The 14,086-nt window shown below is 71.5% G+C and carries 11 protein-coding genes; 6 read left to right on the forward strand and 5 right to left on the reverse strand.

The genetic code is table 11. From position 1 onward, the window contains the following. Positions 1 to 116: 116 nt before the first annotated feature. Positions 117 to 1,133 (reverse strand): aspartate-semialdehyde dehydrogenase, encoded by a 1,017-nt coding sequence (locus ABZV42_RS36485; RefSeq protein ID WP_355976726.1) that lies wholly within the window; start codon positions 1,131 to 1,133, stop codon positions 117 to 119. 316 nt (positions 1,134 to 1,449) lie between these two features. On the opposite strand from ABZV42_RS36485, the gene ABZV42_RS36490 reads away from it, so the two are divergent. Next, on the forward strand, positions 1,450 to 1,977 hold the full coding sequence (locus ABZV42_RS36490) for a sigma-70 family RNA polymerase sigma factor (RefSeq protein WP_355976723.1): 528 nt from the start codon (positions 1,450 to 1,452) through the stop codon (positions 1,975 to 1,977). A 1-nt stretch (position 1,978) separates the two neighbouring features. Beyond that, entirely contained in the window at positions 1,979 to 2,785 is an 807-nt protein-coding gene (locus ABZV42_RS36495) for a hypothetical protein (protein WP_356055792.1), read from the forward strand. A 256-nt stretch (positions 2,786 to 3,041) separates the two neighbouring features. Here ABZV42_RS36495 and ABZV42_RS36500 read toward each other — a convergent pair whose 3' ends face one another. Beyond that, a complete protein-coding gene (locus ABZV42_RS36500; RefSeq protein WP_356055794.1) occupies positions 3,042 to 6,350 on the reverse strand; it encodes a S8 family serine peptidase in 3,309 nt (1,102 codons plus the stop codon). Between the two features lie 243 nt (positions 6,351 to 6,593). Further along, positions 6,594 to 7,163, reverse strand: coding sequence for a CGNR zinc finger domain-containing protein (locus ABZV42_RS36505; RefSeq protein ID WP_355976714.1), 570 nt, complete (start codon positions 7,161 to 7,163; stop codon positions 6,594 to 6,596). 126 nt (positions 7,164 to 7,289) lie between these two features. On the opposite strand from ABZV42_RS36505, the gene ABZV42_RS36510 reads away from it, so the two are divergent. The 4 genes from ABZV42_RS36510 (at position 7,290) to ABZV42_RS36525 (ending at position 12,003) form a co-directional block, all read left to right on the forward strand. Further along, positions 7,290 to 7,751, forward strand: a complete 462-nt coding sequence (locus ABZV42_RS36510; protein WP_356055796.1) for a VOC family protein — start codon at positions 7,290 to 7,292, stop codon at positions 7,749 to 7,751. Between the two features lie 14 nt (positions 7,752 to 7,765). After that, positions 7,766 to 8,710 carry a pyridoxamine 5'-phosphate oxidase family protein gene (locus ABZV42_RS36515; protein WP_356055798.1) on the forward strand — a complete coding sequence of 315 codons (945 nt, stop codon included), beginning with the start codon at positions 7,766 to 7,768 and terminating at the stop codon, positions 8,708 to 8,710. Between the two features lie 257 nt (positions 8,711 to 8,967). Beyond that, the gene (locus tag ABZV42_RS36520) at positions 8,968 to 10,752 is read left to right on the forward strand and encodes a TIGR03767 family metallophosphoesterase (RefSeq protein WP_356055800.1); all 1,785 of its coding nucleotides are present in this window, start codon (positions 8,968 to 8,970) and stop codon (positions 10,750 to 10,752) included. Between the two features lie 90 nt (positions 10,753 to 10,842). Next, entirely contained in the window at positions 10,843 to 12,003 is a 1,161-nt protein-coding gene (locus ABZV42_RS36525) for a serine hydrolase domain-containing protein (protein ID WP_356055802.1), read from the forward strand. On the opposite strand, the gene ABZV42_RS36530 is transcribed toward ABZV42_RS36525, so the two are convergent. Both ABZV42_RS36530 and ABZV42_RS36535 read right to left on the reverse strand, forming a co-directional pair. Continuing rightward, positions 12,000 to 12,575: a cysteine hydrolase family protein gene (locus ABZV42_RS36530; protein WP_356055804.1), complete on the reverse strand. Its 576-nt coding sequence runs from the start codon at positions 12,573 to 12,575 to the stop codon at positions 12,000 to 12,002. The genes ABZV42_RS36525 and ABZV42_RS36530 overlap by 4 nt on opposite strands. A gap of 265 nt (positions 12,576 to 12,840) precedes the next feature. Next, the gene (locus ABZV42_RS36535; RefSeq protein ID WP_356055806.1) at positions 12,841 to 13,896 is read right to left on the reverse strand and encodes a hypothetical protein; all 1,056 of its coding nucleotides are present in this window, start codon (positions 13,894 to 13,896) and stop codon (positions 12,841 to 12,843) included. Between the last annotated feature and the right edge of the window lie 190 nt (positions 13,897 to 14,086).

Consider the following 14,086-nt stretch of genomic DNA (forward strand, 5'->3'; position numbering starts at 1 on the left):
GCCGTGGGGGCGGGGGCGGGCGCCCCGGGGGGCCCGCGCCCCGCGCCCCCCCCCCCCCGGGGGGGGGGGCCCCCCGGCGGCCCCCCCCCCCCCTCGGGCGTGTGGTGGCGCGGGTGTCAGCCCTTGAGCTCGGCCGCCACCAGCTCCGCGATCTGGACCGCGTTCAGCGCGGCGCCCTTGCGGAGGTTGTCACTGGAGACGAACAGCGCGAGCCCGTGCTCGACGGTCTCGTCCGGCCGGATGCGCCCGACGTACGAGGCGTCCTTGCCGGCGGCCTGGAGGGGCGTCGGGATGTCGGAGAGGACGACACCCGGGGCGCCCGCGAGCAGCTCGGTGGCGCGCTCGGCGGAGAGCGGGCGGGCGAAGCGGGCGTTCACCTGGAGGGAGTGGCCGGAGAAGACCGGGACACGGACACAGGTGCCGGAGACCTTGAGGGCGGGGATCTCCAGGATCCTGCGGGACTCGTTGCGCAGCTTCTGCTCCTCGTCGGTCTCGTTCAGACCGTCCTCGACGACGGAACCCGCGAGGGGGAGCACGTTGAAGGCGATGGGGCGCTTGTAGACCTGCGGCTCGGGGAAGTCGACCGCCTCGCCGTCGTGGGTCAGCCTGTCGGCTTCGCCGACGACCTTCAGGGCTTGGCCGTGCAGCTCCGCCACACCGGCGACGCCGGAGCCGGACACCGCCTGGTAGGTGGCGACGATCAGCGCTTCCAGGCCCGCCTCCTCGTGCAGCGGCTTCAGGACCGGCATCGCGGCCATCGTCGTGCAGTTCGGGTTGGCGATGATGCCCTTGGGGCGGTCCGCGATGGCGTGCGGGTTCACCTCGGACACGACGAGGGGTACCTCGGGGTCCTTGCGCCAGGCGGAGGAGTTGTCGATCACGACCGCGCCCTGCGAGGCGACCTTCTCGGCCAGCGCCTTGGAGGTGGCACCGCCCGCCGAGAACAGCACGATGTCCAGGCCCGAGTAGTCCGCCGTGGAAGCGTCCTCCACCGTGACCCCGTCGACGACCGTCCCGGCCGAACGGGCCGAGGCGAACAGACGCAGTTCCTCGACCGGGAACTCCCGCTCGACGAGGATCTTGCGCATGGCTGTGCCGACCATACCGGTGGCTCCGACGATTCCGACCCTCACGGCAGACTCCCTTAGCGTGCGTTTTACGTGGTCCAGCGCTTCCAGCGCTTCCATCATGCGTCTGACCCGGGTCCGCGTGTCCAATCCTTTCGCCGCGCCGCCCGAAGCGTGGGACGCCGGGACACGCGCCGAGGTGCCCGATCCTGCGGCGGCCGGGCGCCCGGGTACGAAGAAATCGCCCGGCGACGCGGGGCGACCGCAAGCCGTACGGTGTGGGCGCGGTCACGGCACAGGGCCGGGTGTGACGTACGACTCGGACCCGGCCGAACGTTTTGGGCCGCACCGGCGTCGTAGAGGGGACGCGGGGAGGGGAGGGATGGCTGTGCTGCGCAGAAAGCCACGTCGGGCACCGGGGGCGGACGACCCCCTTGATATGACGCAGGAGCGCCGGGTGCGGGCCGTGCTCGCGCTCGGCGGCGTACCGCAGGCGGACCTGCCGGACGGGGTACAGCAGGTCCGGCTGCGGTTGCTGGAGCGGGCCGCCAAGGGGGACGAGGCGCCGCGCGACGTGTCCGCCTGGGTCGCGGTCGTCGCCTCGAACCTGGCGATGGACTGGCATCGGGCCCGCGCCCGCCAGGAGCGGCTGGGCGAGCGGCTCGCCTCGCTGCGCCCGCTGGAGCGGCCCTCCGACGAGGAGTCCAGCGTGCTCTCGCTGGCCGTCGCCCAGGGCCTGGACGAGCTGCCCGACGCCCAGCGCCAGGTCCTCGTCCTGCGGTTCTACGCCGACCTGCCGGTGCGGGACATCGCCGAAGAACTCGGCGTACCCGAGGGCACGGTCAAGAGCAGGCTGCACACGGCGGTCCGCGCTATGCGGGCCCGCCTGCACGAGGACGAGGTGGTGTGACGTGGCCGAGTACGAAGGTGTGGACGCGCTGCTGGCCGCGATCACGGACGCCGAACTGCCCGAGGGCGCCCGCGACGACGTCGTGTTCATGGCCGAGCACCGGTCGGCCGTCGCGGACGTGGACGTGCTCCGGGAGCAGCTGGTCGTCATCGGGAACGCGCTGGCGGACTCCGGGAGGCCGGCCGAGTCCGCCCGTGCGTCCCAGAAGTCCCAGAAGTCCCAGAAGTCCCAGAAGCCCAAGGGGGCCAAGCGGTCCCGTGCGTCAAGGAGGTCCGGGGACGGGCGGCCCGAGGGCTCGCCGAAGAAACGCTCCCGGCACCGGGGCGCCCTCGCCGCCGGGGTCGGCGCCCTCGCGGCGGCCGCCGTGGCCTCGATGGTCGTCGGTCTTGGCTGGATGGTCGCGCACGACGGGACCGGCGCGGCGAAGGAGTCGTCGAGCGACGCCAAGGCGGACAGCGGCAGCGGCAGCGAGAGCTCGCTCAGCGCGCCCGGTTACATCGCCTGCTCCCGGCTCCTCGTGGAGGGCACGGTCACCGCGGTGGCCGCGGTCCCCGGCACCGCGCAGGACCGGATCACCCTCGACGTCTACCACTACTACAAGCCGGCCACGGGCGGGAAGAAGGTCACCTTCCTGATGAGCAGGGACGTCGACCCGCGGCTGCGCCGGGGCGACGAGGTCCTGGTCGGCATCCAGCGGCACGCGTCGACCCCCGACATCTGGAGCGTCGGGGAGGAGCAGATCGCCCGCGACCGGTCCTGGATCGTCAAGGCGCTCCCCGAGTCCCGGGACACCCGGTGCGCCCAGTGACACCCGGCACGGGCCTGGCCGCCCGCGAAGGGGCGCCGGGCGGGCGGGCGTGACGTGAAAAGGGCGCCGACCGGGAGGGCGTGACGCGAAGGGGCGCCGGCCGGGCGTGACGCCAGGGGTGTCGGCCGGGCGGGCTTGACCGGGCGGGCTTGTAGCGAAAGGGCGCCCGCCGGGCGTGACGTGAAAAAGGGCGGGCGTCCGTTGCCGGACGCCCGCCCCGTGTCCCGTGCCGCTCGCGCGGCAGGGGGTCACACCGCTACGGAGTGACCTTCTCGATCTTCACGCTGCCGATGCCCGCGACCGTGCCGCGCGCGTTCACCAGCTGGACCTGACCGAAGAACTCGCGTCCCTCGGGTGCCGCCGCGGCGGCGGTGACCGAGCCGGACACCGTGGCCGACGCGCCGGTGGCGAGCTTCACCGGGGTGGAGTCGTCGACCGTGACCGTGCCGAGGGCGCTGGAGAAGAACACGTCCTGGTAGTCGTACGCCGTCGAGCCGGACGGGACCGAGTAGCCCGCCACCTCGATGGTGTACGTCCCGGCGGCGGGGGAGGCGATGGAGACGGCCTCCTCCGAGTCACCGTCCGCGGACTGCCCGACGACGGTCCCGGCGGCGTTGTACACCGTCAGGTCGAGGTCGGCGGCGTTGTCCGACACGTTCCCGATCGCCACGTCGAGCGAGGCCGCGCCCGCGGGCACCTCGACCGTGGTGGTCTGGGTCGCGCCCTCGGTGATGGTCGGCCGCGCGTTCTTGGAGGAACCGAGCGGGCCGCCCTTCAGCTTGCCGTCGAGCGCGGCGAAGTTGTTCGTCACCTTCCAGGAGGCGGTGGCCGGGGTGCCGACCTTGGCCTCGGGGACGGTCACGACGGCCGGGTCGAAGGCCGCGCCGAGCACGGCGACATCCAGCTTGTACGGGTTGTCGAGCAGCGGCGAGGTGCGGCGCGCCTCGACCTCGATCTCCCAGACGCCGGACTGCGGGTCCGCGTACGAACGCACGTCGGGCTTGCAGCCGTTGCCGTCGAGGTAGTTGTTGTAGCAGTACGGGGTGCTGGTGTTGTCGACCGGGACGCCGTACGGGTGGATCGCGATGAACCGGGTCTGGCTCTTGTCCTTGAGCCCGCCGATCGCGACCTCCAGGGACTTGGCGCCCTCGGGAACCGTGACGAAGTACGAGGTGGTGCTGTTGCGCTGCACCGAACTCGACGCGGCATAGGTGTACTTGAGGGGAGTCGAGACCACGACGGTCGACAGGATCTGCTTGTCGACCCCTTCGGTCCGCGGGTCGTCGACCTCGAGGATCGCGCTCTTGAGGCCTGCCGTCTTCGGTGCGGCCTGGACCTTGACGGTCACCGGCTGGTTCAGCGGCAGACTGACCTCGTCCTTGCCGAGGATCCGGAAGGTGCCGCCGGCGTTGTTCTCGAAGGACAGCTCGTGCCGGACCGGCTTGTCCGCGCCCGACGTACGCGTGACGGTGATGTCGTACGTCTTGCGCTGGCCGGCCTTGAGGCCGCCCTCACGGTCGTACAGGCCGGTGCCGAAGCCCGGCGTCTTCAGCGCGTAGTCGATCGCGGTGTCGACCGGAGCCTTGACGGTGTAGTCCTGGGCGGTGGCGCCGTCCTTGATGGCGTCCCAGGCGTCACCGATGTTGATGAGGCCCGCACCCTCCTCGTACGCCTGAACGCCCTTGATGTGGTCGGCGGTCGACGTCAGCGCGGTGCGCAGACCGGCCGGGGTGAGGCTGATGCCCTTCTGCTTCGCCGCGCTCAGCAGCAGCGCCGAGGCGCCCGCGGCCTGCGGGGAGGCCATCGAGGTGCCCTGGAGCATCGAGTAGCCGGCCGGCAGGGGGTAGCCCGCCTCGGCGACCGGGGAGCCCGGCATCCAGGTCTGGGTGGAGTTGATGGAGGCGCCGGGCGCGCTCAGTGTCGGCGTGAAGCCGCCGTCCTCACGCGGGCCGCGCGAGGAGAAGGGCAGCATCGCGTACTTCTTCTCCACCTGCGAGCCGTAGTTGGAGGCCCAGGTCTCCTTGGAGATGGTCGCGCCGACCGAGATGACCTTGTCGGCCAGGCCCGGGTCACCGATGGTGTTCGCGCCGGGTCCGGAGTTGCCCGCGGAGATCACCAGCTGGACGCCGTAGGTGTCGATGAGACGCGTGTAGAGCTCGGCGCGCGCGTTGTTGCCGTCGTTGAGCGCGGGCAGACCGCCGATGGACATGTTGACGATGTCCACACCGCGGTTGGCCACGAGGTCGATCATGCCCTCGGTGAGCGCCACGTTGGTGCAGCCGCCGGTCCAGGTGCAGGCGCGCGAGGAGACGATCTTCGCTCCGGGTGCGGCACCGTTCATCTTGCCGCCGAACAGGCCGTTCGCGGCGGTGATGCCGGCGACGTGGGTGCCGTGCTCGGCCTCGATGACACCGATGTTGACGAAGTCGGCCTTCTTGCCGATCCAGGACCCGCCGTACGGGTCCATCGGCACGTCCTTGCGGATCTCGACGACGAACGGCTGCCGCTCGACGACGTCCGTCGCCGGGTTGTCGGTGCCGAAGTAGCCGATCTGGTAGCCGTCCTTGTACGGCTTCATCGGCGTGTCGTCGGTGAAGTCGTTGTTGTTGTTCAGGTCGACGGTGACCGTGCCAGCCGCCGGGTCGTAGAGCACGCCCCACGCGTCGGTGGTGTCACCGTCGCGGTTCGCGTCGCCCTTGGCGTCGCCGCCCGCCGTCGCCGACTCCCGGAACGTGCTGATCTCGTACGAACCCGCGGGCGCCGTCCACGTCTTGCCGCCGTAGGTGAAGGCGGGCCCGGCCACCGGGGTGATCATCGGGCGCCAGGTCGCGTCGCTGTCGAGGATCGGGTCGGTCGAGGTGACCCAGTCGACGATCTTGCGCTCGCCGGTGGTGGTCTTCTGGAGCGCGGGGTGGCCCAGGTCGACACCGGAGTCCAGGATGCCGATGGTGACGCCCCGGCCGTCCGCCTTCGGGTGGTCCTTGACGAAGTCGACCGCACCCGTCTCGAAGGACGGGCTGTACGGGTTCTCGGCGGGGGTGTTCTTGCCGGGACCGGAGTAAGTGGCGGCCGTGGAGGCGTTGTTGCCGTGCTTGGCCGTGTCGGCGCTCGGGGTCGGGTCGTCCAGCGCGATCTCCTGGCGCAGGTCGATCCCGTGCACCGAGGGAAGCTTCGCGGCGGCGGCGATGGCCGAGTCCGCCCTGCTCGTCGGGACGGTGGCGCGGACGTAGCCGAGCTTGTCGTAACTGCGGCCCACCGAGCCGCCCTTGACGGCGTTCAGCTCCTTGGCGACCTGCTCGGTCTGGCCGGGAGCCGTCGCGATCATCATCGTGACGTTCTTGTCGCCCTTGGCCTTGGCCTCGGCGAGGAGGTCGGCGTCGGTCGAACCGAGTTTGGCGGCGGCGGACTTGGTGCCCGGGTCGGCCGTGGGCGCGCCCGTGTCCGCGGAGAAGGCCATGGGTATCGGCCCGGCCGCGGAGAGCGCGGCCACCAGGCCCGCTGCCAGTGCCAGACGGGCCACGCGTCTCGCGCCCGATATGGGTGCGCGCTGAGGGTCGGAGGTCATCTGCATCCCTTGTAGGTAAAGGAACGAGCGTGGAACGGCCGGTTCCGACGGACGTTTGTGGACCGGTCGCATCAGTCCGGTATGTGAACCCGGATGACCGCTCAGCTTTACCCAGGGGGCAGTTGTTTGGGGAGAGTTGACCGAGGCGGGATAGAGCCATGGCGTACTTCCGCCATGCGTCATGCCGATGATCGCGCGCTATGAGGGGATATTCCGGACGGCCCGCTGTCTCTCTTTGTCGATTCAGCTCTCTTTTGTGCGCGCGTAGTGGCGGGACGCCTTCGCGCGGTTACCGCAGGCCGCCATCGAGCACCAGCGGCGGGTGCCGTTCCGTGAGGTGTCGAAGAAGTGCAGGACGCACGCCTCGTGGGCGCAGCGCCGGATGCGGTCCGGGGCGGCCCGGAGCAGTTCCAGGTAGTCGCGCGCGGCGAGCCAGGCCGGCCCCCAGGAGGGGTCGTCGAACTCCGGTGTCCCGCCCGGTCCCTGGTCGGTCAGTGTCAGCCGGACGCGTCCGTGGGCGAGGACGGCGTCGACGCGGGCGGCTGCCTGTGCCGGGAACCGGGGGTCTTGTCCGCCGGGCTGTCCGTGGGGTGCGTCGACGGCCGCGCGCAGGGCGTCGCGGGCTTCGAGCGTGTGCCGCAGGACGCTGTCGTCGGCCGGGAAGGCGAGCCCGTTGCCCGCCAGCCACACCGCGAGGCCCTCGGTGTCGGTCAGCAGGTCCCGCACCGCGCCCTCGTGGACCCAGCGGGTGTTGAGCAGGTCGAGCGAGACCGGCTCGCCGGTGAGGGGCCGGGGGTCGGGGCCGGTGGACATGGGGTCTCCCTTCGCTGCTAACCGCTCAAGAGTAGGTCACTGGTTGACGCTCTCGGAACTAACCCTTAATGTTGATTACAAGGGTTAGCCTCTCGGTGGGGCGGCCAACGGCAGACAGGGATCGTCATGACGCTGCGTACCGGCCACGTCGGCCTGAACGTCACGGACCTCGACCGCTCGCTCGCCTTCTACCGAGACATCCTGGGATTCGGGGTGCTCGGCGAGGGCAAGGAGGGCGACGACGGGGAACGGCGGTACGCGTTCCTCGGGTCCCTGTCCGGGGACGGCCGTCCGGTGCTCACGCTCTGGCAGCAGGCGCGTGGGGCGTACGACGGCGGCCTGGCGGGCCTGCACCACCTCGCCTTCGAAGCCGACTCCGTCGAACGGGTCAGGGAGTACGAGAGGGCCCTGCGGGCCTACGGCGTGACGTTCGCCCACGAGGGCGTGGTCGCCCACCGCGAGGGCTCGGCCTCGGGCGGCATCTTCTTCCACGACCCGGACGGCACCCGCCTGGAGATCTTCGCGGCGAGCGGCGCCGAGGAGGCGCCGGCACCGAACGCGTCCGCGCCGACCTGCGGTTTCTTCTAGTACCGGGAGCAGTCATGACGTATCACTCGGGCTCACGGGCGATCCAGGACCGCGTCGGCGTCCGGGACCTCGCCGATCATGTGGGCCGGGCCGTCGGCCAGGGCATCCGCCCGGTGGCCGCGGCCTTCCTCGAACTCCAGTCCATGCTGATCGCCGCCGCGGCGGCCCCGGAGGGCGGCACGGAATCGAGCCGTCTCGCGGGCTCGGGGGGTGGCAGCAGGCCGGACCGGGGCGTGGGTCCCGGGGGTGGCCGGGTCTGGGCCTCGTTGCTCACCGGGAAGCCGGGATTCGTGCGAGCCACCGGGGTCCGTCAGATCTCCGTCGTGGGCGGACTCCCGGCCGGTGATCCGCTCACAGCGGCCCTCGCCACCCCGGGCACCGCCGTCGGCACCATCGCCCTCGACCCGCGCACCCGCCGCCGTATGCGCCTCAACGGCCGGATCAGGCCGACCCCGCGCGGCTTCGCGGTCGAGGCCGACCAGGTCTTCGCCAACTGCCCCAAGTACCTCCAGAAGAGGCAGACCTACGAGACGGTGGCCGGCCGCACGGCGGGCGCCCAACGGCACGGCACGGAACTCACGCCCTCCCAGCGGGAGTTCGTCGAGGCCGCCGACACCTTCTTCATCGCCACCGTCCACCCGCACGGCGCCGACGCGAGCCACCGAGGCGGCAACCCCGGCTTCGTGCACGTCGATTCGCCCGGCGAACTGAGCTGGCTCGACTACCCCGGCAACGCGATGTTCCTGAGCCTCGGCAACCTCACGGCCGACCCGCGCGCCGGGCTGCTCTTCCTGGACTGGACCACGGGATCGGTGCTCCAGCTGACCGGCACGGCCCGCACCGAGTTCACCCCCGACGGCGAACGCACCGTCCGCTTCACCCTCGCCGAGGCCGTCGAGACACCCGCCGCCAGCCCGCTGCGCTGGTCCGCGCCCGCGTACTCGTCGGCGAATCCGTGAACGGACGGGCATCGCCCCGGATCCACCTCCCCTACCCCGCAAGATGAACACGGAGTGACCGGCCACCGGCCGTTCGGACAGGACTCCATGGACGCCCAGGGCCACCGAGATCGACGTACGGTGATCGGTGTCGCCCGTTGCCGTCCAGTTAACGCGCAGGTCATTCCCGCTGCCAACGATCCAGTACGAGCGGGGAGTTCGCGAGTCGAACGCCCCGCGGCCACTGCCGACGCGTTCGCACTCGGGGAGACCGCGCCATGCCGCGCATACGCTCTGTCGCCACCGTACCCGCCCTCAACCGCCGCACCCTGCTGGCCGCCACCGGAGCGGTGTCCCTCACCGCGGGGCTCGGCCTGGCCCTGCGCCCGCAGTCCACGGCGCACGCGACGACGGCCGCCCAGGCGCCCGTCGCCGACTCCGTCGCCCACGCCCGGAGCGGGACGGCCGCGGCCGGCCGGAACGCACCGGCCGCCCTCGCCCCGTACACCCGCGGCACGACCCTCAGCAGCGTGGCCGCCCCGCGCTCCGGCTCCACCGGGTACCGCAGGCTCGGTGACGGCACCGGCTGGAAGCGGGTCGTGCGCGACGAACTGGCCGCCGCCAAGACGGGCCGGGCCGACCGGCGCACCGCTCTCGCCGCGTTCGTGCAGCTCACCGACCTGCACCTGATCGACGCCCAGCACCCGCTGCGCCTGGAGTATCTGCGTACCCAGAACAAGAGCGCCTGGCGCCCGCAGGAGACGCTGACCGTCGCGGGCGCGGTCTCGCTGATCGAGCGGGTCAACGCCCTGCGCGGAGCCCCCGTCACCGGTACTCCGCTGCACTTCGTCATGACCACCGGCGACAACACCGACAACAACTCCAAGACGGAACTGGACTGGTTCCTGAAGGTCATGAGCGGCGGGCGCATCACCCCGAACAGCGGTGACCCGCGGCACTACGAGGGCGTCCAGGCCAGCGGCCTGAAGACCTACTGGCAGCCCGACGCCGCCCTGCGCGACGCCGACAAGCAGCTCGGCTTCCCGCGCCTCCAGGGCTTCCTGGAGGCGGCGATCCGCGAACTGCGCAGCCCGGGCCTGAGCCTGCCCTGGTACTCGACCGTCGGCAACCACGACGCGCTCCCGCTCGGCTGCTACGGATCGCGCGGCGACTCCTACCTCACCGAGTTCGCCGTCGGCGGCAAGAAGCTGATGTCCCTGGGTTCCGCGGAGTGCACCGCGCTCGCCAAGACCATCAAGGACGGCAGCAGCCCGAAGGGTGCCGCGTTCCACGACCTGCTCAAGGCGCACACCCGCCAGATGCGCTCGGTCACGCCCGACGAGAACCGCGCCCCGTTCACCCCCGCCGAGTACATCAAGGCCCACCTCGACCCGGCGCACAGCGGGCCGGGCCCGATCGGCCACGGCTACTCCTCCGCGAACCTCTCGGCGGGCACCCAGTACTACACGTTCCGTATCGCGGAGGACGTCATCGGCGTCAGCCTCGACACCACCGACCCCGGCGGCCACTACGAGGGCTCCATCGGCACGGCGCAGCTGCGCTGGCTGGAGACGACACTGCGCGAGAACAAGGACTCGTACGTCGTCGTCTTCAGCCACCACACCAGCAAGACGATGCGCAACACCCACGCCGACCCCGCGCACCCGGCCGAGAAGCGGCACGGCGGGGACGAGGTCGTGGCCCTTCTCGCCAGCTACGCCAACACGCTGGCCTGGGTGAACGGCCACACCCACAAGAACGAGATCATCCCGCACTCCGCCTCCGGCAACCGCTCCTTCTGGGAGATCTGCACCGCTTCCCACGTGGACTTCCCCCAGCTCGCCCGCGTCATCGAACTGGTGGACAACAAGGACGGCACGCTGTCGCTGTTCACGACCCTCATCGAGTCCTCGGCCCCGCACGCCACGGACTTCTCCGACCTCACCCAGACAGGCCTCGCGGCCCTGTACCGCGAGCTCTCCTTCAACGCCCCCGGCGCCCGCACCGACCTGTCGGGCACCTCACGCGACCGCAACACCGAGCTGATCCTCAAGAAGGGCTGAAAGAGGATCAACCCGCGCCGTCCGGGCAACCCGCGGACGTGCCCTCGTGTCCGTCCCCTCGACCGAGTCCGGCAGCGAGACGGGGACGACATGAGGGTACGTACGGCACTGGTGGGGGCGACCGCGGTGGCGGTCGCGGTGACGCTGGCGGGACCCGCCGCGGCGGCGCCCGCGCGAGGCGGCCACACACCGGCACGGCAGGCCATGAAGGCAGCCGTGCACGACGGTGTGCCGGGGGTGACGGCGACGGCCGAGGACCGGCACGGCACCTGGTCGGCGACGACGGGCGTGGGAGACCTGCGGACCGGCGCACCGCGCTCGACCGCCGACCGCTACCGCGTGGGCAGCATCACGAAGACGTTCATCTCCACCGTCCTGCTCCAGCTGGAGGCGGAGGGACGGCTGTCACTGGACGACACCGTGGACACCTGGCTGCCCGGGCTGGTGCGGGGCAACGGCAACGACGGCACCAGGATCACCGTCCGTCAGCTCCTCAACCACACCAGCGGGATCTTCAACTACACGGCCGACGAGGACTTCATCGGCACCCACTTCCTCAAGGAAGGATTCCTCCGGCACCGCTACGACACGGTGACTCCCCGGCAGATCGTCGCCGTCGCCATGTCCCACCGGCCGGACTTCGCACCGGGCACGTCCTGGAACTACTCGAACACGAACTACGTCGTGGCCGGCATGGTGATCGAGAAGGTCACCGGCCACTCCTACGCCTCGCAGATCCGCGAACGGATCATCAAGCCCCTCCATCTGCACGCCACTTCGCTGCCCGGTACCGGGATGAAGGTCCCCGGGCCGCACAGCAGGGCGTACTCCAAGCTGGCCGAGACGACGACGGGACCGACCTACGACGTCACCGCCCTGAACCCCTCCATGGCCTCCTCGGCGGGAGAGATGATCTCCGACAGCGCCGACCTGAACCGCTTCTACACCGCACTCCTGCGGGGCAGGCTCCTGCCGCGTGAGCAGCTCGGGGAGATGAGGTCGACGGTCGGCATCGACGGCGTCCCGGACGTGCGCTACGGCCTCGGCCTGCTGGAGCAGAAGCTGAGCTGCGGCATCCGGGTCTGGGGCCATGACGGCGGCATCCACGGCTCGTCCTCCGTGGCCGTCACCACCGCGGACGGCCGCCATTCCCTCGCCTTCAACTTCAACGGCGACTGGACGGGCAACGCCGAGGCGGTGGTCGAGGCGGAGTTCTGCGGCCCGCGCCCGGCAGCGCCTAGCCGCAGCTAGGAGGCCTGGCCGGCGGCTCTCGCGGCGAAGCTCACCTTCGCGGTCTCGACGGTGTCCCCGCGCCAGCCGGGCGCGCTCTGCCACTTCCAGTACAGGTTGGTGTGGGCGACGACCTCGGCCGGGGTGGGGGCGCCGTACGCGGTGAGGTCCTCCGTGGTGTGGGCGTCGCCGACCAGCGTGACGTCGTACCCGCGGACGAAGGCGCCGTGGAGGGTGGAGCGGACGCACATGTCCGTCTGGGCGCCGGTGACCAGGACATGGCCGACGGCACGCTCGGCGAGCACGTCCTCCAGATCGGTGGCCTCGAAGGAGTCCGCGTACTTCTTGTGGACGACGGGCTCCGCGTCCTGGCGGACCAGCTCCGGCACGTACTGCCAGGACTCGCTGCCGTACTTCATCCGGTCGTCCGAGTGCTGCACCCAGATCACCGGCACCGCCTCGGCACGGGCCCTGGCGACGAGCGCCACGATGTTCGCGATCACACCCGCCAGACCGTGGCTGCCGTCCACCGCTCCGTGCTGCATGTCGATCACCAGCAGCGCTGTGTTCGGACGGTCGGGCAGGGTCGTCATCACACTCTCCTCTCACTTGTCGGGCTCGTCGTGGCGGGCGGGCCCGGCTAGGTCCGGTCGGGTCCGGCCGTGGAACTCCCGCCCGCCCCACAGTAGATCGCGGCACTGACAACACCGCCGGACCGCGGGAGGGTGCCCACGAGAACAGGCTCGTGGGCACCCTCCCGCGGTCCGGCGGTGTTGTCAGTGCCGCGATCTACTGTGGGGCGGGCGCCCACGAGAACAGGCTCGTGGGCACCCTCCCGCGGTCCGGCGGTGTTGTCCGTCACGACCGGGGCAGTACCACGACATACGCGGCCGGGTCGCGGTCGGTCGCCGCCATGAGCGCGGTCCGCACGACCGTGGCCTGCTGCTCCATCGAGTCCCTGAGTTTCCGCGGCGTGATGTGGACGACGGTGATGCCCAGCCGCTCCAGGTGCTCGCGCCTGCGGGCCCGCTCGGTGCCCTGGGCGTCCGCGCCCTGGAGCGGGGCCCGGGTGTCCAGCTCGACCGCCACCGCCTGCTCGGGCCAGTACGCGTCCGCGCCCCCGAGACGCGGGCCGCCGGGCAGCCGCAGGTCGACGTTCCAGACCGGATCGGGCAGCCCGTGCTCGAAGACCATCCGGTACAGACGGTTCTCCGCGATCGTCCTGCCCTCCGCCACCAGCGAGTCCACGGCGTCCACCACGTGCGGCCGGTCGAGCAGCCGGGCCGCCGTCAGCTCCTCCACGACCGAGCGCGGTTCGCAGTAGCCGCGGCGCACCGCCTCCGTCAGCAGCCCGCGTACGGCCTCCGGGTCGGTCAGCTCCGCGACCGCGTCGGCCAGCGCGCGGGGGACGGCGGCGACCGGGACCCCGGCCACGAACACGGGCGCCGGCAGCACGGTCGTGCGCACGATGCGGACGCAGCCGGTCGAGCGCAGCCGGCGCAGCCGGGGGATCAGTACGTCGATCGTGTCGAGAGAGAGCAGCGGCGGGGCGCAGGAGAGGCCGTGCAGGGCCAGCGCCGCAAGCCCGGTGATCAGCGCGTCCGCGCAGGGGCGGGGGTCGCGGGGCTCCTCGGACCCCGGCTGGGCGGGGACGCGGGGCGCGGTGCGGGCCGAGGAGGGACGGGCCGTGTAGAGCAGCGCCGCGTGCAGCCGCTCCTCGGGGGTCGGCGGGCCGGGACGCAGAAGGAACACGCCGGGAAGGATCCGCTGCCAGGGCCCGCCGGGCCGGCACCGCTCGTTGGCGTCCGCGGTGGTCACGCCGTGGCCGCGCAACTGGGCGGTGGTCAGGAACCGGTGCCGTACGGGGGACGAGTGGCGGAGGGTGCGGGGGGAGAGCGGGGCGCTGTGGTTCATGGTCCGGGGGTTCCCGCCGGGGAGCCTCCTTCTAACCGCTGTTACCCGTCCGTCGGCGAATCGGGACAACCCCGCCCGGAAGCACGCACGTTCGACCGCGGAAAGCCGCTGGTCCGGGCGGTGATTAATACGGGTTACGGCTCTGAATACGTGCATTTCGTAACCAGTGCGCGCATCGGATGAATCGACC

This window comes from Streptomyces sp. NPDC005281, assembly GCF_040607495.1.
Classification (GTDB): domain Bacteria; phylum Actinomycetota; class Actinomycetes; order Streptomycetales; family Streptomycetaceae; genus Streptomyces.

Excerpts from the sequence above, each read along its gene's own strand:
- ABZV42_RS36490 (WP_355976723.1), top strand. The coding sequence starts at position 1,450 with ATGGCTGTGCTGCGCAGAAAGCCACGTCGGGCACCGGGGGCGGACGAC.
- ABZV42_RS36500 (WP_356055794.1), bottom strand. The coding sequence starts at position 6,350 with ATGACCTCCGACCCTCAGCGCGCACCCATATCGGGCGCGAGACGCGTG.
- ABZV42_RS36505 (WP_355976714.1), bottom strand. The coding sequence starts at position 7,163 with ATGTCCACCGGCCCCGACCCCCGGCCCCTCACCGGCGAGCCGGTCTCG.
- ABZV42_RS36510 (WP_356055796.1), top strand. The coding sequence starts at position 7,290 with ATGACGCTGCGTACCGGCCACGTCGGCCTGAACGTCACGGACCTCGAC.
- ABZV42_RS36515 (WP_356055798.1), top strand. The coding sequence starts at position 7,766 with ATGACGTATCACTCGGGCTCACGGGCGATCCAGGACCGCGTCGGCGTC.
- ABZV42_RS36520 (WP_356055800.1), top strand. The coding sequence starts at position 8,968 with ATGCCGCGCATACGCTCTGTCGCCACCGTACCCGCCCTCAACCGCCGC.
- ABZV42_RS36525 (WP_356055802.1), top strand. The coding sequence starts at position 10,843 with ATGAGGGTACGTACGGCACTGGTGGGGGCGACCGCGGTGGCGGTCGCG.
- ABZV42_RS36530 (WP_356055804.1), bottom strand. The coding sequence starts at position 12,575 with ATGACGACCCTGCCCGACCGTCCGAACACAGCGCTGCTGGTGATCGAC.
- ABZV42_RS36535 (WP_356055806.1), bottom strand. The coding sequence starts at position 13,896 with ATGAACCACAGCGCCCCGCTCTCCCCCCGCACCCTCCGCCACTCGTCC.